Consider the following 19,510-nt stretch of genomic DNA (forward strand, 5'->3'; position numbering starts at 1 on the left):
TTGCCGTACCCTCCGAAGAAGATTCGGGCTCAAGAACTCTCAACCGTTACCGTTGGCAGTCGCGAGTCGCGGCCCGTGACCTTCTCGTCCTCGTCAGCCTGGACCTTGCCGAACAGCACCGTGGCGAGAAATCGCCCCAACGAGCACTGGTCAGCGAACGCCATGAGGACTGGGCCCTCGTCGAGGGTGAACGGTGCCAGTTGGTCTCCGCGAAACACCTCGACGCCGACCAGGGGGCGTGGACCTGGTCGACACTCATGAGCGACGGCGGCATCCCTCACCTGTACCGGAACCACCGTCGGCTCTCGCAGACACCCAGGTGCCGCATGGTGACCAACAACGCCATCCGGAGTCTCCCGGAGACTCGTTCCCTCCGTGACTTGTGCCAACTCGACGACGAAGCCGACGCCAGTCCTCGGAACCCCGTATCTCCGCAGGCACGATCCGACCTGCACCACACCTTGGCTCGGTACCTGATGATGTACCACAAGGATGCCGGGCTGAGCGAAGAGGAATCCCAAGGAAGATCAAAGCATGTGCACCAGTGCAGCCCCGGTTCCGATCTACTCGAATCCTCAGCACGCTTTCTCACATCCCTGACCCTGGAGACGAACCTCTCTGGCCGCAGGGACATTGTCCACAGCGGACCATTGAGGTTCGTCGCCCCTGTACTCAAACGACTCGGGCATCCGCCGATCCACGCCGAGTCGGTCTGGCATGCGCTCACCGGGTACGTCGAACAGAGCATGGAGGATCAGTTACCCACAGAGGACGCGGGACTGACCAGGCTGATCCGCTCTTTCGGCGCCCGAACACTCACTCCTGGTGAGGAAGCCGTCGAAAAGCGCACCGTGACCACGGGGCAAGCTCTCACGGTGATCAAGCGGGCCCTGGACAAACCTGGGATCTACCTCGCTCCTCCACTGCCCTACGAACACAAGGTCACAGTGAAAATGGAGGCCGGTGGACTGGAGGCCAACGCCATCCAGCGGGCCGAAGACCGGATGGTCAGATGGCGCAAGACCTGCACGGAGGAGGTCGATGACTCTCCCGGCAACCATGCTCAAATACAGGAGTTCGCGGACGAACTGGAAGACCAGGTCGACGATCTCCATGTCGGCCTGCGTGCCGAGGGAGTGAGTCAGTCCGAGTTCGGAATGCGGCTGTGGCATAACGCCACCCGGCTTCCACTCGAAAATTTTTCCCCGCTTCCCTTCCGGTTGACTCGGCCGCTCCTCACCGGCGCTCTCGCCGACGCCTCCGATCAGTGCCGCGTGTGGTTCACTCCGTACCGATTCGACGCCGACCGCGTCCTGCTCGCCGCTTCCCGCGGCGAGTCCCCCGACATGGACCGACCTCAAGGGGAAGAGGTATGAGCCAGCCCGCCCCGACCCGAAACCGGACCTACTTCCTCGAGGACCGCAATTACCACGAGCTGCGGGTACTCCTTCTCGTCGGTTCCGTAGCCGCAGCTCCCAACGGTCCTGGACATGTCGATGGCCTGGGGCAGTTGGCCAAGCTCGACTTCCTGGTGCGTCACCCCCTGTTCGCCGCACAGGTCCTGGACAATGTCGATCCACGCGACCGACGCCTTCATTCAGAGGACGCTGACGCTCGTTCCGTGGAGGCTCCGGTGCGCAGGCACCGATACGGCCCCTGGGACGAGCGCTACTACACCGTGGTCGGCGCGCTGCTCGGGCGCGCCCTTCTGATCAGAGGCGCCGACGGACGAGCCCGAATGACCTTGCGGCCGAGCATTCACGGCACCGAGGTCGCACGCTCAGCGGCGAACGCACCCGCGTGGTCCGCGGTTTCCGACCGCTGCCGCGTCGTGGCCGAAGCCGCTCACGGACTCAGCGGCAACCGCATCGCCGAGTTGATCCGGGAACGACTGTCCCTGAACGAAGAACACAGTTTCGGAGACCTGATCACGTGAGCATCCTATTCCGGGTCGAAGCGCTCGAACTTCGCACCGAGAAGAGAGAGCCTGACCGAAGGACCTTTCACAAAGGGCTGAACCTCCTTATCGGGGCCCCCGGTTCGGGCAAGAGCACGATCATCGAACTGATCCGGTTCGGCCTGGGGCTGAAAGCCCAAAAAACACCTGTGGTGGAACAGAAAGTTCAGCGAGTGCTCGTGGACATCGTGGCCGGCGAGCATCGGCTCAGGTTGGAACGCCGGGTAGACATACCTGGAAGCGTTGGGGTCATCGACTTGGAATCCCAGGAGGCGCTCGGCGAGTATCCGATCGATCCGAGCGACGATGAGGTCGGCATCGGAACCGCCCTGTTGGAGTGGCTGGGGATCCCGTCGGATATCGAGGTCACCGTGAACGGTCGGCGCAGGAGGGTGACTTTCGAGCACGTGTGGGAGTACATGCACGTGCCCCAGTTCGAGATCGACCACAGCATCGCCCGACACGACGTCTCCTCGGTGACGCCTCGGCGAAAACGCGTGTTCGAGCTGCTCTTCGGTCTGGTCGATGAACACCTCACAACCCTTGAGGTGGTCGTCGACGAGGTCAGGGGGAAGCAGCGCCAGGCCAAGGCTCACCTCCAGGGAGTGGAGGCGCTGATGCGGCGCACTGCCTTGCCTCCCCGAGACGACCTTGTAAGCGAACGCTCAGAGGCCGAGCGACGTCGGCAACAACTGCTCCGAACCGCAGAGAGGATGCGTTCCTCCCTCGGCGCCCATGATGACCGGATCGTGGCACTACGTGGCCTGCTCACCACTACCAGGAACACCATGGCCAGGGCGGACGAAGAGCTGGAGCGTCTCGAGGAGACGCAGCAGCGACGCCGTGCCCGCTCTGAGGAGCTGGCGGCCGCGCTGGCCAGACTGGACCGCGTCAGGACCGCGAACGTTCTCCTGACCCCCATCGAATTCAGTCAGTGCCCCCGGTGCCTCCAGGCGTTGGACGAGCATCGCTCCGAACCAGGGGCCTGCCGACTGTGCCTTCAGGAGGTGCCCGAAGAAGAGCCCCGGCGAAGTACGCGAGAGCACGACAGCAGCCCGAATCGGCTCCCGCTCGCGATTCCAGGAGAAGCCACCACCCAGGAGTCCCAACTGGCCGACCAACGTGAGGAGATACGACTGCTTCTGCTCCAGGGGGAACGGGAGAAGGAGACTCTTCGGGGATACCGCGGCGAGCTCTCGGAGGAGCTCCGCGAGTTGGAGGCCGAGCTGGAACTCCTCACTTCACGACTGGGGTTCCCCGGTTCGGAGGAACTTGCCCGAGTGGCGGAGCAGTTAGCGGAAGCCGAGGCCGAGGTCAAACGGATCGACGCTTTGATCTCCACGGCCGACCACGCGAAGAGTTTCGTCACCGACTGCGAGACAGCCGACGATGATTTGGCGAATGCAATGGGGAGCCTCCGTCTGTACTGGGAATACCTCGATTCGACGTCCAGGACCCTGTTCGACGATCTGACGGACTTCTACAACAGGCTGGTGCGGAGGGATTTCGCCGCGCCCAACGTACGAGAGGCCTTTATCTACTCCAAGGATTTTCTTCCCTACATCGACGGCAAGAGGTTCGACGCCGTGAGCATCAGCGGGGGAAACCGGGTTCCGTTCATCGTGGGGTACTGGCTGGCTCTGCAGGCAGAGGCACTGACCAGCCCCCGATACCCCTTTCCCGGTTTTCTGATCCTGGACAGCCCTCAGAAATCGCTAGGTCCGCGCCAGGAACTGAGCACGAACATGTATAGGCACATCCAGGGCATGGCCGCGCAGAGAGAAGAGACTTTCCAGATCTTCGTCCTCGACACGAACCTACCCGACGGCTTCACCCCATTCCGAGAACCCACATGGGTCTCCTACGACGAGCCAGGTATCAGGTCGATCACGCATCCCGGACCGAGGCGGATTCACACGGTCGAAGGCGAACGTGTCGAGGACCTCGGCAGCGAGTAAGCCATTTCGTTCACATCTGCACGAAGCGGGTGAGCTCCTTCAGCAGAACCCTCGCGCCGTCGACGTCGGCCAACCGTGCCGACAGGGTGCGTTCGGCCAGGTGCTTGGGCAGGGCGGCGTTGAACTTGAGCCCGTCCAGGGCGCGCACGCCCACGTCGGGCAGGGTGATCCGCTCCTGCGCCGCGCTCTTGGCCGCCGCCCAGGTCCGCGGCTCCAGGTCGGCGTTCAGGCGCAGGCAGGCGTCATTCGGCTGCTGCTTGGGGTCGGCCGCGGGCCCGAGGGTGGCCATCAGGGTCAGGTTGGCCTTGGCCCCGGCCCAGGTCCACCAGCGCAGGTCACCGCCCACTCCGCGCACGATCACCGACCCGCCGGGGTGCACCAGGTCGAGGTGGTCCTCCCTCGCCTGGGCCAGCGCCTTGGTCGCCCGCTGGGTGAGCCTCACCTTGGGGTCGGCGCCCAGCAGCACCTCGCGCACGGCCCGGGTGAGCTCGAAGACCGAGCCCAGGTGACCGCCCGAGTCCCACTTGGCCTTGCCGCCGCCGCCCTCGACCGGCTCCACCTGGCACCGCTGCCTGCGCCAGTCCACCCAGGTGGCCACCCAGGTGCGCCCGGCCAGCAGCAGGCGGCGCGGTCCGGTCCGCTCCTCGTCGGCGGCCAGCAGCGCCGGGTCCACCCGTCCGATCTCGGTGCGACCGTGCAGGGCGGTGAACTGCGGCGGTGCGGTGAAGACGCTGGTCAGCTCCATGAAGTGGCGGCGGCCGAAGCGCTTCTCGGCCTCGGGGCCGATCATCATCAGCCCGCCGTCCAGGTCGATGAAGCCCTCCCGGACCAGGTGGGCGGCGATGGGCGCGCCCCGGTGGAAGGGTTCCAGGTCCCCCCACCACTCCGGCCACAGGTTCTCGGCCACCTCGGGTTCCTGCAGGCAAAGCGCCAGCAGTTGCTGGGCGACGATGTGCCGGGGCTCGGGGGTGGGGACGACCGGTTCCACCCAGTGCCGTCCCCACAGGTGCAGCAGTCCGGCCGCGTCCAGCAGCCCGGGCTGGTCCACGGCCAGGAACAGGCAGTTGCGGGTGCTCCCCCGCCGACGCCCGGTCCGGCCGATGCGCTGGAGGAAGGAGGCGACGCTGGTGGGGGCGTTGATCTGGATGACCCGGTCCAGGTCGCCGACGTCGATACCCAGTTCCAGGGTGCTGGTGGCGACGATGACGCAGTCGCGGGCCTCGGTGAAGGCCGCCTCGGCGCGGCGGCGCTCTTCCAGGGCCAGGGAGGCGTGGGACAGGAAGGTGGTCACGCCCAGTCCGCGCAGCGCGTGCCCGAGTTCCTCCACGTACTTGCGCGAGTCGCAGAACACCAGGCGCTTCTCGCCCCGGTGCAGCGCGGCGATGACCTTGGCGGCGTTGGTCAGGGAACCGACGTAGTCGAGTTCGACCTCTCCGGGCGGGGGCTCCTCCGGCTCCGCACCCGGCCGGGGCAGGTGCACCCCGGGCGCGATCACCCTTCCCGGCCGCCTGCCCGCCATCGACCCCTGTAACCAGGTGAGCAGATCGTCGGGGTTGCCCACGGTCGCCGACAACCCCACCCGCTGGACGGGCCGTCCGGCCACCCGCCCCAGCCGTTCCAGGACGGCGAGCAGGTGCCAACCCCGGTCGTCCCCGGCGAAGGCGTGCACCTCGTCCACCACGATCGCGTGCAGGTTCGCGAAGAAACCCCGGTGGTCGACCTTGGTGCTCACCAGCATCGATTCCAGGGACTCGGGGGTGGTGAGCAGGATGTCGGGGCGGTTGCGCAGGATGCGCTGGCGCCCGGCCGTGGTGACGTCGCCGTGCCAGAGTTCAGCGGTACGCCCCATCCACCCGGCGTAGGCCTGCACACGCGGTAGCAGGTTGTTGAGCAGGGCCTTGATGGGGCACACGTACAGCAGCGACAACCCGTCCCCCGCCCGCCCGGCCATGGCGGTGAGCAGCGGGAACAGGGCCGCCTCGGTCTTGCCTCCGGCGGTGGGGGCGAGCAGGACCGCGTCGTCGCCGTCGATGAGCGGGGCCAGCGCCTCGCGTTGCAGGGGGCGCAGGCCCGGCCAGCCCAGGGTGTTGACGACGTGATGGGCCAATGTGGGGTGGATCAGGTCCAGGCTGCTGGAGCCTGGCTCCTCCACCCCGTCACGAGCCCCGGTCACAGTTCCAGCTCCACCTCGTCGGCACTGGCGGCCCGCTGCACGTGGGCTCCGCGTTCGACCTCGGTGAGTTCGCCGCCGCCGACCGTGAGACTGTAGTGCCGCCTGGGATCGAAGTCGGGGTTCTGGTCCACCCGGTCCATGACGTCCACGAGTTTGCGCAGGAACAGCCGCGGCGCGATGCCCACCTTGCCGCCGAGTTCCCCCGCCACCGCCTCGGCGAATCCCAGCAGGTAGCTGTCGTCCACCCGGCCGCGCACGCGCTGCGGGTCGTCCGCGCCCTCGGCGTACAGCTCCCGAACCGCCACCCCCAGGTCGTGGAGCTTGTCCAGGTCGAACCCGGTGAGGCGGACCTGGGCGGCGCGCAGGTTGTCGTGGCTCGGGTCGGGTAGGAAGTCGGTGGCCAGCCGCTGGGCCAGGGGGGCCAAGCGCTGGACGCCCTGGGGCCCGTCGAAGAACGCCGGGGTTCCCGTGATGACCAGGTACAGCCCGGGGAATTGGTTGTTGGCGATCTCGTCCAGGAGCTGGCGCAGCGCGTTGAGGCCCTTCTCCCGGGTGTCGGTGCGGGCGCGCTGGAGGGTCTCCAGCTCGTCCAGGACCACCAGCAGCCCGGGGTGACCGCAGTCGCGCAGCAGCACGAGCAGCCCCTTGAGCGCGGCCAGGGCACCGAAGTGGTCCAGGTCGCCCTTGATCCCCGCGTAGCGCTTGGCGGCCGAGGCGACGTTGGGCTGCCCTCCCAACCAGGCGATGAGGGCTTCGGCGATGGCGGCCTCGCCCTTGGCCTGGGCGCGGTGGTAGCCGCGCAGGGCGGCGGCGAACCCGGGGTTGGTGGCAGCGACCTCGGACAGGCGCCGCTCCAGCAGCTCCAGGACTGCCGCGTCGAGCGCCTGCTCGTCGTCCTCGTCCACCTCCCCGGCGGCCAGGACGTCCTCCTCCAGGGCGTAGACCCAGTTGTCCACGATCTCGCGCAGCGCACTGGGCGGCTGGGTGGCGGTGGTGAGGCGTTCGGTCAGGCGACGGTAGACGGTCTCCAGCCGGTGCAGCGGGGTCTCGGTCTCGGAGATCTGGATCTCGGTGACGGCGAAGTTGGCCCGTTTGGCGCGTTCGCCCAGCCAGCGGACGAAGAAGGTCTTGCCGGAGCCGTACTCGCCGCGCACCGCCTTGAAGCCCGCGCCTCCGGCGGTAACGGTGCCCAGTTCCCTGTCCAGGACGCTCTCGAAGCGTCGCAGTCCGACGGCGAACAGATCGAGTCCGCCGTGGGGCACGGTGCCGCGGCGCAGCGCGCCGACGACCTCTTCCCGGCGCACCGGGCTGACGGTGTTCACGGTCAGCTCCCTCCGCTCAGGAACTGCTGCCGGAGCAGGGCGGTGTTGAGTTCGGCGTTGCGCTCCCCGTCGGGCAGGGTGAGCACGGGGTAGGCCTCCACGTTGAGGACCTTGCTGACCATCTTCACGAAGCGCACGGCGCGGTGGGCCGCCTCGGGCTTGCCCGCGGCCCGTGCCACGGCGCTGACCGGCAGGCGCGGATGGGTCTCGTCGACGGCGGCGAGGGCGTCGATGACGGCGGCGATCTCCTCGGCGGAGGGCGCCTTGGCCACACGCTTGCGGCTGAGTTCGAACTGGGTCGACCCGACCACCTTGGCGCCCAGTGTGCGCGGGGCGAGGGCGTCGTCTCCGAACAGGGCGGGGGTCTGGTCGGGCACGGGCTGCCTGCGTGGGCGCCCGCCTCCGGCGGTGCCTCTGGCCTTGCCGGGCGCATCCGGGTCCGCACCGGCGACGCCTGCGGGCTGAGCGGCTGCGGCTGCGGCTGCGGCCCCGGTGGAAGCTCCTTCCAGTGCCTGGGACCACCACGCAGGCTCCGTCCGGGCGGGGGTGAGCCGGTCCCAACCCTTGGGCGCCTGGTCCGGAGCGGGCAGGAACACCAGCACGGGGATGACCATCTCGGCGGCGCTGAAACCGCCGTGGTAGCCCTCCTTGCGGTCGGTGTAGCGGATGCCCTCCTGGTGGGGAACGACGAGGCGGCCGTCACCGAGCAGGACGCGGTCCCCGGTCGCCAGGACCTCGCCCGTGCCCGCCTCCCCCGTGCGGTAGCGGGCGGACTCCCCCGACTGCGTCTTGGCGCCGTCACCGCGGTCCCACACGTGCCCGTGGTCGGAGGTCAGCACGACCGGACGCCCGGCCCGGGCCGCCGCGTCCAGCAGCGTCCCGAGCTTGCCGACGTGGTGCAGCCGCCAGATCTGGCTGTTGCCCTCGCGCCCCTTGGCCAGGGCGTCGTCGATGGTGTTGAGGACGACGCCGACGACGGTGTCGGTGTCGTCGAGCGCCTCCTGCACCTTCGGCGGCAGGTGCAGCCCCGCACCGCTCTCCAGGTCGCGCTGGTGGTACAAGACAGCTCGGCTGCGCCCGAAGGCGGGTGTGGCCCACAGGGCGGTGAAGCCGGACCTCTCCTTGTCCTGCTTGCCGACGGTGAGGCCGCCGGTCAGCAGGGAGGCACGGGAGCAGTTGGTGGTGGAGGGAACGGTGGCCAGAGCCCCCTCCCGACCGGCTGTCCCCGCGCTGACGCGGCCGATCTCGGCGAGGCGGCCGCGGGCGTTGACCTCCTCGGCGAGCTGCACGGCGACCTCGACGCTCATCCCGTCCAGGACGACGACCAGGGGCTTGCGTTCCCCCGCCAGGGGGCGGGCGAACTGGGCGAGCAGGTTCTCGGCGCGCGGCTGGGTGTCGCTGGGGGCGTGGTTGCCGTTCCACCGGTTGACCACCCGGGCGAACTCGGCGTCGACCAGGCCCCGCCAGGCTCGGACCCTGCGGTAGAGGGTCTCCAGTGCCTGGTGGAGTTCGGGGATCTGGGTTCCGGTGTGCCAGATACCGGAGGCGGCGCGGTCCACCCATCCGGTGTGGTGCACGTGCGTCTGGATCCACTGGTGGGCGGTGGCGGGGGTGTCGGCCCCCAGCGGCCGCTGCGCGGTCCCGCCCGCCAGGCGGCGCAGGAGTCGGACGGCGTCGAGCGCGGCCCGGCCCTCGGCCTCCCCCGGGTCGTGGCGGCGGTGGCCACGGAGCCGTTCCAGTGCCGCCTCCACCTCGCGCAGGTCCTGCGGCAGGGGCGGGGAGTCCTCCGCCGCGCCGTCGGAACCGCCCAGGGCCAGGGTGATCTGGTGTCCGAGGTCGGCGAGGCGGCTGTGCAGGCCGGCGTCGAGCAGGCGGCTGGCCCGCGCGACGGGGACGGCGTCGAGCTCGGCGAGGAGCTCCTCGGCGCGGCGGATGGTCTCGGCGGCCTGTTCCTGGTCGTGCCCGTCGAGCAGGCGCAGCAAGGCGGCGACACAGGCCAGGGAGAAGTCGGCCGTGTCCTCGGCTCCGGGCTGGTGTGCGCCGAAGTAGCGCTCCTGGGCGCGGATCCAGGCGGTGTGGGCGGTCTGGTCGTTCCCGGCCGCGTCGGCGAGTTCGGACAGGACCAGCCCGATGGGGACGGCGTCCAGGACCTGGCCCCGGTCCAGCAGCCGGAAGAGCACCCGGGGCACGGCGCCGAGGTTTCGCTCCACGGCGTCGCGCAGCGCTTCGCGCTCGTCCTCGTGCAGACGGGTGAAGGCGGCGACGGCGTTGGGGTCGCGGCTCCACTCCAGGAGCGCGGCCCCGTCGACCTGGTCGCCCGGATCGCCGCCGAAGCGGACGGAGACGGCGATGGACAGGGCCTGTTCGAGTTTGAGCACGCCCGCGCCCAGGCGCAGCGGCCTGGTGGCGCGGATGCCGCGCAGGGTGTCGGCGAGCCAGCTCCAGTTCCGGGAGTACAGCCGGGGGTCGACACCGCTGATCCGCAGGTCGGTGGCGAGCAGCTCCCAGCTGTTGAGGCGCAGGACGTCCTCGCCCAGGAAGCGGCCCAGCAGGGCCTCGCCGAACTCGGCGGGTTCCCGCGGGGTGAGCAGGACCAGGTACTCGTCCGCTCCGCCGGACAGGCTGAGCGCGCGCACGGCGGCCAGCACGCTGTCGGCACCCGCCACGCGCACCGTGAGGTCGGTGCCCTCGTACCGGAGTGTGAGCGTCTCGGGCCCGTCCCAGTGCGGGTCCGCGGACAGGGCGAGTGCGCGGGAGGCGGAGGCGGGATGGCCCTTGGACACCCGCTTGCGTTCGGCCCTCAGCACCCGTTCCACAGCGCTGAGCACGGCCTCCTCGGTGACCCGGCCCAGAGCCGGGGCCGCCGGGGCGGGTCCGCTGCCGTGGGTGATGGTGCTCATCCGACCTCCCGGATGGTGATCTGGATGCTCTTGCCCGGGGCGATGCCGAGTGCGGTGCGCAGGTCGGCGACGGCCGCGTTGACGTCGGTGTCGGGGTCGATCCGCACCCAGTGGTCGGAGACGGGCTCCGGCTCGGTCCGATCGTCCTTTTCCGTGCCGCTTCCAGTGCCGGTTCCGGTGAGGTCCTGGCCTGGGCCGGATCCGTTGCCGCGGGCCGGGTGCTGGGAGTTGGAACCGCGACCGGGCTTGGTCTTGACCAGGAGCGTGACGACGGCCTTGTTGGTGGCGCTGAGCACGGTGGCCAGGCGCTTGCCGTGCTCGTTGTGACGCGCGGCCTCCTGGAGGTCGGCGAGGATGCGGGCGGCCTGCTCGGAGTCGTCCCCGCCCCCCTGGGCGATCTGTTGGAGGGCGTCCAGCATGTCCCACTGGACGGCGTCCAGCGCCTGGGCGAGGTTGGCCGCCCCGGCCATGCTGGTCTTGTACACGGACGCCTCTTCGGGCAGGTCGGCCTGTCCGAGCGCGCTGACCAGGGCCGTGTCGTCGGCCAGCCCGCGCAGCCGGTTCAGCAGCTCGTCGCAGGCCCTGGCCGTGCGCAGCCGTGGCGCCTGTTCGTTCAGGCCGAGCACACGGGTGTGCCGGTTGAGTTCCCTGAGCAGGCTCTCCGAGGCCGCCTGCCAACGCCCGGCCTGCTCCTTGAGCTGTTCGGCCATGCGCTGGACGGCCCGGGCGTTGAGGACGGGCTGACGGGTGAGGCCGAAGATCTTCGCGGCGCGCTCGTTGGCGCGGTCGAAGTCCTCCTGCGAGGGCAGCTCCTGGCGGCGCAGCACGATGTCGCCGCTGAGCCGTCCGAATCCGATGTCGGTGTAGCGCTTGCCCGCGCGGATCCAGGCCCGGTCGCTCTGGATGGCGTAGACCTGCACGAGCAGGTCGACGACGTCCTCGGGCAGGCCACGGCCGTCCTCGCGGTCGCGGATCCACCTCTTGAGGTCGGCGACGCTCACGTTCGTGGTGTCGGCCCGGTCCAGGCCCGCGTACCTGTCGAGCCTGCGCACCCACTCGTCGCGCAGCACGAACACCTCGGTGACCTTGGCGATCTCCAGCGGGTCGGCGATGCGCCGCAGGGCCGACAGGTCGGTCTTGGGCGGGGTGTAGTTGTGCAGCTTCTCGGCCTTGGCCGCCTCGACCGCGTTCAGGACCGTGGACAGCTCGGGTCGGCGCACGGGGGTCTTGCCGGTGCCGATGGAGAAGTCGGGGTGCTCGGGGTAGAGGTGGTCCAGGAGCTTGCGGGTGATGCGCTCCAGGGCAGCCGGGAACTGGCTCCCGGCCTCCAGCGGGATGTTCAGGGACGGGGTCAGCGGCTCGATGTGGGGCTCGGCGGGCGCCCCGTAGTCACTGTTGTCCCGACCGGTCTCGATCAGCCCGTAGGCGCCGCGCAGCAGGGCGCTGATCTGGTTGGTGAGCTGGTTGCGCTGGTTGTCGAGCTGGGCGCGCGCCTCGCGCCGGTCGTCGCTGCTCCAGTCGGGCGCCTTCTCCTCGATGACGTCGGGCTGGAGGAGGTACTCCATCATCAGGACGCGGCGGGCGTCCTCCAGCCTGCCCGGGGACAGGAAGGTGGGCAGCCACACCAGGGTGGCGGGCGGCTCGGGGAACTCCTCGCGCAGTTTCTGGACCCGGTGGCGGTCCTCGGAGGGGTTGTGGTCGCCCTCGTCGAAGGGGTAGTCCAAGACGGTCCGCACCGCGTGGGGGGTGACGGGCTGGAACTCCTCGCGGCCCATGTCGTCGGTGGAGCGCACGTTGCCGAAGACGATCTCGACGGTGCGCTGGGTGCCCCGCCAGACCACGTTGGTGCGCTCGGCCCCCTCGTCGAGTCCGAGCTCCTTCCACAGCAGGCGCTTGAACAGCTGGCGCAGGGCGTGGTCGTTGGCGGCCGGGTAGGCGCTGCGCATGAGCGACTCGGTGTCCACCCGCAGCAGGTTGAGGGAGACGGTGGGGTCGCTGCTCTGGGCGCCCACCCGCACCTCGCCGAACTGGGCCGCCATGAGCTTGAAGAACTCGGTGACGGTGTGCACGTCCTGGCCGGCGCGGCGGGCCTTGACGATGCCCTGGTTGAGGGCGATGGCCCGACCCGCGGTCAGGTCCTTCAGGGCGGGCACGTTGGGGGTGAGTGCGCTCAGCAGCAGGGTCTTGACGAGCAGGTCCTCCCGGCGGAACTGGGAGCGCACGTCGAGGTCGTCGATCTCGACCTGGTCGGCCTCGTGCCGCTTGCGCAGCCAGGGCAGGACCCTGTTGCGGTAGAAGGCGCGGATCTTGGCGTACTCGGAGCTGAGGTGGTCCTTGAAGGGCCGCTCCTCGCCCTCGAAGAGCACGTCGAAGAGCGCGCCGAGCGGCACCATCTGGCCGACGGGCAGGGTGGTGCGGTGCCTGACCAGCAGCAGGAGGAGGAGCCTGAGCGCGCTGCGCTGGCGTTGCAGCGCGGCGGACAGGTCCACCATGACGTGCAGCAGGGCGGGGCTGAACGGGTAGAGGGCGCGGAAGTCCTCCCAGGTGTTGGTGTCACCGCCCTCGGTGTCCAACAGGGCGTCGCGGACCTCGGCGCGGGTGTTGAGCACGCGTTCGAAGGCCGCGTCGATCTCGGCCGCGGCCTCCGCGTCGCGCGGCCTGATGAGGCGGTGGCGGACCACCTCGGTGAGGTTGGCGTCGGCGAGCTTGATGTGGCCGAAGCGCCCGTCCCAGTAGCTGATGGCCTGCGAGACGCCCTCGGTGCCGCCGCCCAGGCCCACGAGGTCGCGCAGGTCGCGCTGGCGCGGCACGAAGCTGACGATGGGCGCGGGCCTCTCGCTGCGCGAGGACTCCACGAGCTTGGCGATCTTCTGGATCTCGGAGTTGATGCGGCCCTCGTCGCCGATGAAGGCGGTGAAGCGCAGGATCAGCTCGTCCAGGAGCAGCACGACGGCGTCACAGCCGAGCTGCTCCCTGGCGTGGCGGCTGATGATGGACAGGCCCTCGTCGATGGAGACATAGGCGTCGCCGGAGTCGCCGACGGTGTCGGCGAAGCGCTGGAAGGGCCCCTTGAGCAGCGCGCTGATGAGCTCCTCGCGTAGGGACCGCTCGGCGCCGTCGGTGGTGCCGGGCAGGACCGCGAAGGCCCGGTCGAGGGTCTCGGCGGTCCACTGTTCGGGACCGGCGAACTTGCCCCAGACACCGGCGTCCCCGGCGGTTCCCTTGGCACCGGAGTCGGCGGAGCGCGACGGCAACTGGGCGATGAGCGCCTCGTCGCCCTCCCGCTCGCGCATGGCGCGCGCGTCGGCGAGCAGTCCGTCGGCCCGGTAGACGGGCGGCACGGGGGCCTCGGGGTACTCCGCGCGGACCTGGCGGACGTAGCCGCCCAGGATGTTGGTCTCCAGGGAGACCTCAGGGTCGATGAGGTGGCACTTGACCTCGATGAACTTCTTGTCGGCCAGCCAGGTGTCGTGCTTGGCGACGGTGTCGGCCAGCCCCTCCTTGCCGCGGGCGTCGGGGTGGTGGTCCAGGACCGCGGAGAGCACGGACAGGAAGTGGCTCTTACCCGCGCCGAAGGAGCCGTGCAGGTAAGCGGCCTGAGACTTGCCGTCGGCGACCGAGGAGCGGACGATCTCCAGGGCCTGGTCGAAGCACTCCGCGAGCTGGTCGGTGACGACGTAGGTGTCGATGGCCTGGGCCTGGCGGGTCGAGGTGCTCTCGGTGAGCTTGACGACCAGATCGCCCTCATGGACGGCTTCCGGGATGTCGATGAGGTCGCTGATGACCCGGCCGTTGCCGACCCGTTCGCTGCCAGCGCTGCCCGGTCCAGGGGGAGGAGTCGCCACCGTGCACCTTTCTGCTGTCTACAGGGGGAGGTGAACCACGTGCGGGCCACGGGGAGGGTGGGACGCGGTTCCCGAAGTTGTCTGGGGTTCCAGCCTATGCCGACGTGGTGACAGAGGGACACGGCCGAGAGCGCGAAAAGCACTGCCGGAAGGCCCTGTTGGAGGGCCCCGTTGGAGGGCGCTGCCGGGAGGTCGCTGACCGTTGCGGCCCGGGGAGACTGCCAGGGGTACGGACAGCCGTGGTCGACTGGCTCGCAGCCAGACGACCGGGAAGCCGCCACCAGGCGGGATGGGTGGAACACACCCGTGGGACGGGTGTGCGGCCCCGCGGGTTGTCATCGCGGGGCCGCACACTTTTAGCCGAAGGACTGGCGTGGGGAGCGGGTCAGGCCTTCTTGCGCCGCCCCCGGGCGGTGGGAGCGGGCCGCCACCCCCGCATCTGCGAGTCGGTGATGCCGGTGGAGTTGCGCAGAGCGGTGAGGTCCTCCTCGACGTGGTCGGCGGGGGTGTCTCCGTAGTCGTCGGGCTCGGTGTGCCACTGCTTGACCCAGGGCAGCAGCTCGACGATCCCGGCCAGCAGCGGGGTCATCTTGTCCGGTTGTTCCGCCCAGCCGTCCTGTTCGAGCCGCTCGTGCGCCAGGGTGGCCAGCGCGTCGGCCTGCTGGGCGTGGTCCCAGCCCGCCCAGCCCAGGAGAAGGGTCGGGTCGGATTCGCCCTCGGCCCCGGGGTAGGAGACGAACCTCTCCTTGGGCACGTCGAGCTTGCCCCGGTTGGACCAGTAGCTGGTCTTCAGGAAGTCCGCCGAGGTGTACTTGGGCGGAACCGGGATGTCGAGACGCTTCTCCGCCTCGCCTTCCTCCAGGTCGGCGTTGAGGGCGTCCTCCTGGCGCTGGAGGTCCCACACGTGCTCCCAGTCCGCGCGTTTGCGCAGGCCCGATTCCTTGTAGCGCAGCGCGGCGAGGTACGGGACGTGCTCGGTCGTGACGATCTCGGCGATGACCTGTGAGAAGTCCTGGTCAGGGTCGTAGAGCGCGGCGACCTCGGCCGATTCGGGGAAGAGGTCGCGCACCCGGTTGGCCAACCCACGCACGGAGAGCGGACGGGCGCGCTCGTCACCGTGGTCGTCGGTGGTGAACCACAGACGCCGGTCCTCGCACTTGTCCAGCAGCCAGGACTTGAGGGCGGCCTTCTGCTTCTTCTCCCAGGGCTCGGACTGCCAGCGGCGTTTGTGGTCGGGGCGCTCGATCAGGCCGATGTTCTTGTCGGACTCTATGAGTTCGATGCGCTTGGCCACGACATTCCGATAAGCCTCGGGCCAGTGAGAGGGAATGTCGGTGATGGGGGTGGAACCGTGGCGTGAGAACCACACGGACGTCGTTTCCCCGGCCGCTACCTTACGAGCGAGGACGATTTCGAAAGCTCGCTCCCCGAGATTGACGGAGGGGACATCGGCAGTGTCGGGGATGATCAGTTCCGCAAGCTGGGCATCGGTGATGAGCCCGTAGCGGTGGTAGATGTCCCAGTCGAGCTCTTCCTGGAGGGCAACCATCCGCTGACGGGTGGCGGTGTGCTCGGCGTGGGCTGCCTTGAGCCGGTCGGCGGTGGGAGTATCCGCCTCAGCTACGGCAGAGGGTTCGAGGGCAGAGAGTTTCTGTGCGAGGGAGTCGAGTTCCTTGGAGCGGCTCAGCGAAAGGCTCCTGGGGAGAGGGAATTTCTGGAGCTTGGTTCCGGTAAACTCATAGAACACCTCCCACTCGTCATTCATGAATCCGCCAGTCCCAGACTGACTCCCCTTGTTATGACAAACCTGTTTAAGCCAGAAGCAGGCCGTCGAGGAGTTCAGCACCCCCAGCAACTCTAGGTGCTGCTCCTCCGTCGCATCCTTCGGCAATTTGATCACTGGAGCCGAACGATTAAACGCGCCACCATGCCGAGAAATAACATAGTGATTATGAGTAGCCACAGAAGAGAAGGAAATAGTCCAAAAATGCGCCCCTCGATCCTTAGGAAGTTGGTGCCATTCCCACCAATACTTACCCGAAGAGAGATAGGTGCCCCCACCGAAGGTCCCCCTACCCCAAAGTTCGGTTCGCAAGACCCACAACCTCAGCAAAAAATTCTTCCCCAAAGCGGAGAAGGGCAAGAGGTTATGATTTTCGTCATATGGAAATATCAAAGATTCCGAGGCCGAGGACGACCAATCTCGAACCTCATCGCCACGAGGAGCAGGATGGGCAAAAAGCTCCTTCTTGCCGAGATCCCCTAGGAACCCTGACGAAGGAATGGAAAATGCGTCATCCGCGTGCGTATCGCCAAAGAACCCCATTCGATAAACGCGAGACTTCAAAGTACCAAAAGAATAATTCTCGATCCTCCTAGCAAGCCCCCCTGCCCCACCCCCAGAGAGACTCCAAGGATGAGACTTAAAGTCCTCCCAAGAGACATCTCCAACACTTACCCATTCAGACTCACTGCCAGGCACGTCAACCTGGGATGCGATCGCTCGCCAAACCAGACCATCCGCAGCCACGGCAGGCTGACCGGGCTCCCCCCGAACTCCACGAACAGACCGAACAATCGCTTTGTGGCTATTAGGCTCGTTCCTACCGACCAAAATTACCGTTGGAGTTCCATGCCCAGGAATGTAAGCTCCGGATGTATCAATCACATAAGTGAGACGCACTTCATTTCTAAACAGATTCTCAATGATCTTCTTGCCAAATTCTCGCTTCATGAATGAGTTGGCTGTAATCTGACCAGTAAAACCAGATCCCACTTCGTTTGCGCCAGCACGTTTTGCCAAATTAAAGAACCGCTCGGCAAAGGGAACAGAAAGGGCATAGGAGCCAGAGCACGAAGAGTAACGCTCGCGGTAGTTTTCTCGTTCTCGCCTGTCCTTCACCGTTATATACGGAGGGTTGCCAACAACTACATGGTAACTCTGAGCACCAAGAAGATCATGGTGGTTTACATACTCATAAAAATCTTCAACTGTGTAGCGATGAATCTCCCCCACAGCGAAGAGCTGTTCCCTCGCCCCCGGAACATCACGACCATGAATTAGTGAGTCACCTGTAGCGATAACGATCGGCCACTCGGGATTGCTCGCACTCAGAGTTTTGATACCGCCTTCCTTCATCGCGACAATGAGAAGGCGGAAGCGCGCGATCGCCACTGCGTAAGGGTTTTTGTCAACACCATGCACGCTTCGGAGCGTACGGTTGATCAGATCCCAATCAGAAGCACCTGGCTCAGCCTCTCGCCACTTGGAAAGCAACCGCTGGAAGGCTCCGATCAGGAAGTGACCCGAACCGCAGGTCGGGTCGATCAGGCGGAAACCTTTGTTTTCTGCCTGATAGATCCGGTTCCCATCAAGCCCGAACTCTTCCAGCGCAGGTTCAAGGGTGTGGTTGAGGATGAACTCCTCAACGAACTCCGGTGTCTGGAGCAGAGCGTAGGTCTTGCGGGTCGCCTCAGATAGGTCCTGGTAGAGGTCCCCGAGGAAGCGGGTGTTCCATTCAGGATCGGTGAAGTCATGGACGAGGTGCCCGTCGTCGCCCACAGACCGCCAGAAGTCGATCAGGGCCTTGGCCGCCTGGTGAGATGGAGTGATGCTCCACATCGGGTTGTGCTTCTTGTCGAACAACCCGGCCATCACCGAGGACACGCTCATCTGCTCGAAGGCGTACTCCAACCAGTCACGGTCGGTCCGCTCCGGGGCATCCGGGTTCTCGCTGCGCCTCTGGAGGACCCAAGCGTCCTTGAGTTCCTGAGCGATGTTGTACCGGTCGTGCTCATCCTTCGGCCCGGCGATAAAGGGCTGTTCCAGAAGCCCGTTGTCCTCGCAGAAGCGGACAAACACCGTTGCCAGCACCCACGCCACGGCGGCCTGAGTCACCTGGCCTTCGCGCCACGCGCCCTCGGTGGTCGAGGTGCGCTCAGCATTCCGGGCCCGCTGGTACTCACGCTTCAGAGCCGCGTCGAAGGTCTCCGGTTTACCCTCCCGGTCGAGCCCTTTGATCGCGGTGGGGTCCTCGCTGCGTTCCCGTAGGTCCGTTTCCAGCAAGCGGACCTGCTTCTGCAAGTCTTTCAGCAGCAACGCCTTATCGACCACGGGGTCTCCAGAACAACGATGAGGGACGGGGTACCCCTCCATTCTGTCTGCTGGACTCACCTGCTCGCACACGAAAAGCCCATCCCACGGTAGGTACATGACCCACTCCGGTCTGGAACGGTGAAGCGGCGGTGACCGTCCTTGCCATGAGGACAGGCCGCCGCCGCTGGGAGAGCCAACTGGTCAGGCAAGAGCCGGAGCCGGGTCCAGCAGAAGCAGCAGATCACCAGGGGTTCGAGCCTCGGTCAGGCCCTTGGACGAGGCGACCCAGTAGGAGAGCGTGGCCTCCCCGAACCAGATGACCAGGTGCGGGTTCTGCCGTTGGAGAGCGGCGACACAGGCGTGCTCTCGGGCGAACTCGGAGCGGTGGCCGCCCAGGCGGGGCAGGCGCGCAGCGCGGCGCCGACGGCACGAGGGGTGCTCGCATACCGGGCAGAAGGGACCGACCAGCGGGTGCCGTCGGGGCAGCGGCGGAAGCGGTCGGTGCAGCGGGTCGCTGGCGGGCCGGGGTACGGGGATAGGATGCGTCACTGATCCTGCTTTCTGAACATGTGGAAGTGAGCGGAATTCGGGATTGTCGGGGGCTCGGGAAGAGCGCGGCAACGCTCTCCTGGGCCCTTCTGCGTACAGCGGTGTGGACGGCTACGCGGTGGTGTTCCAGAGGCTGTCGGTCAGGTCGTAGGCCAGGAAGAACCAGACCTGGCGGTAGTTCGGGACGCCGTTGTCGCCCCAGGAGGAGGCGAAGGCGTCGATCATGGCCAGGCCGCGCCCGGACTCGGAGGCCGGGTCCAGTCCGTCGGGGTTGGGTGCCAGATACGAGCGCTGCCCGAGAACGGTCTTCCCTCCGTCGCGGGAACCCTGGTCGCGACAGGCGAGGCGCAGGCCGGTACGGGTGCGCTGGCAGGCCAGGGTGTAGACCCCGAAGGGCTGACCCGAGCGGGAGTGACGCAGGGCGTTGTTAGCGAGTTCGCTGCCCAGCAGGGTGAACAGGTAGCGGTAGTCGCGGTCGCGTTCGGCGGCGCAGGTGTCCAGGAACGCGCGCACCAGCGGCATGTACTGGGTGGAGCCACCGAAATCGTAGCGGCGCGTTTTGTAGTGGGCGCGGTCGGACCGGCCGGTGAAGTAGTGGCGACACCGGGGCGGAACCAGCTCAGCGAGGGGCACGGTCACCTCGGGCAGCGCGGGCATGGGTGTGGTTGCGGTCGCGGGCATGGCGAACAGACTCCTTGCAGGTGTGGAGC

General features: G+C 67.5%; 10 protein-coding genes. 3 read left to right on the plus strand and 7 right to left on the minus strand.

The genetic code is table 11. The features are described from left to right. The first annotated feature begins 326 nt into the window (after window positions 1-326). The 3 genes from ABD54_RS01915 to ABD54_RS01925 are packed head-to-tail and all read left to right on the plus strand — an operon-like array spanning window position 327 to window position 3,915. Window positions 327-1,376 (plus strand): hypothetical protein, encoded by a 1,050-nt coding sequence (locus ABD54_RS01915; protein ID WP_152691970.1) that lies wholly within the window; start codon window positions 327-329, stop codon window positions 1,374-1,376. After that, on the plus strand, window positions 1,373-1,936 hold the full coding sequence (locus ABD54_RS27700; protein ID WP_152691971.1) for a hypothetical protein: 564 nt from the start codon (window positions 1,373-1,375) through the stop codon (window positions 1,934-1,936). Before ABD54_RS01915 ends, ABD54_RS27700 begins: the two co-directional genes overlap by 4 nt. Continuing rightward, window positions 1,933-3,915 carry an ATP-binding protein gene (locus ABD54_RS01925; RefSeq protein ID WP_047867697.1) on the plus strand — a complete coding sequence of 661 codons (1,983 nt, stop codon included), beginning with the start codon at window positions 1,933-1,935 and terminating at the stop codon, window positions 3,913-3,915. Before ABD54_RS27700 ends, ABD54_RS01925 begins: the two co-directional genes overlap by 4 nt. 10 nt (window positions 3,916-3,925) lie before the next feature. On the opposite strand, the gene ABD54_RS01930 is transcribed toward ABD54_RS01925, so the two are convergent. The 7 genes from ABD54_RS01930 to ABD54_RS01960 form a co-directional block, all read right to left on the minus strand. After that, entirely contained in the window at window positions 3,926-6,088 is a 2,163-nt protein-coding gene (locus ABD54_RS01930) for a DEAD/DEAH box helicase (RefSeq protein ID WP_047867698.1), read from the minus strand. Further along, window positions 6,085-7,410 (minus strand): BREX system ATP-binding protein BrxD, encoded by a 1,326-nt coding sequence (brxD, locus tag ABD54_RS01935; RefSeq protein WP_047867699.1) that lies wholly within the window; start codon window positions 7,408-7,410, stop codon window positions 6,085-6,087. The genes ABD54_RS01930 and brxD overlap by 4 nt, the downstream gene beginning before the upstream one ends. Before the next feature lie 2 nt (window positions 7,411-7,412). Continuing rightward, a complete protein-coding gene (gene pglZ / locus ABD54_RS01940) occupies window positions 7,413-10,310 on the minus strand; it encodes a BREX-2 system phosphatase PglZ (protein ID WP_047867700.1) in 2,898 nt (965 codons plus the stop codon). Continuing rightward, entirely contained in the window at window positions 10,307-14,155 is a 3,849-nt protein-coding gene (locus tag ABD54_RS01945) for a DUF6079 family protein (protein WP_047867701.1), read from the minus strand. Before ABD54_RS01945 ends, pglZ begins: the two co-directional genes overlap by 4 nt. 385 nt (window positions 14,156-14,540) lie before the next feature. Beyond that, window positions 14,541-18,269: a BREX-2 system adenine-specific DNA-methyltransferase PglX gene (gene pglX, locus ABD54_RS26885; RefSeq protein ID WP_235431934.1), complete on the minus strand. Its 3,729-nt coding sequence runs from the start codon at window positions 18,267-18,269 to the stop codon at window positions 14,541-14,543. Between the two features lie 183 nt (window positions 18,270-18,452). Next, entirely contained in the window at window positions 18,453-18,800 is a 348-nt protein-coding gene (locus ABD54_RS26890) for a hypothetical protein (protein WP_082166633.1), read from the minus strand. A gap of 111 nt (window positions 18,801-18,911) precedes the next feature. Beyond that, window positions 18,912-19,481, minus strand: a complete 570-nt coding sequence (locus ABD54_RS01960; RefSeq protein WP_047867704.1) for an ATP-binding protein — start codon at window positions 19,479-19,481, stop codon at window positions 18,912-18,914. Window positions 19,482-19,510: the final 29 nt, after the last annotated feature.

This window comes from Nocardiopsis sp. RV163 (assembly GCF_001029525.1).
GTDB lineage: Bacteria > Actinomycetota > Actinomycetes > Streptosporangiales > Streptosporangiaceae > Nocardiopsis > Nocardiopsis dassonvillei.

Coding starts and splice junctions, on each gene's coding strand:
- ABD54_RS01915 (WP_152691970.1), top strand. CDS start 327: ATGGTGACCAACAACGCCATCCGGAGTCTCCCGGAGACTCGTTCCCTC.
- ABD54_RS27700 (WP_152691971.1), top strand. CDS start 1,373: ATGAGCCAGCCCGCCCCGACCCGAAACCGGACCTACTTCCTCGAGGAC.
- pglZ (WP_047867700.1), bottom strand. CDS start 10,310: ATGAGCACCATCACCCACGGCAGCGGACCCGCCCCGGCGGCCCCGGCT.
- ABD54_RS01960 (WP_047867704.1), bottom strand. CDS start 19,481: ATGCCCGCGACCGCAACCACACCCATGCCCGCGCTGCCCGAGGTGACC.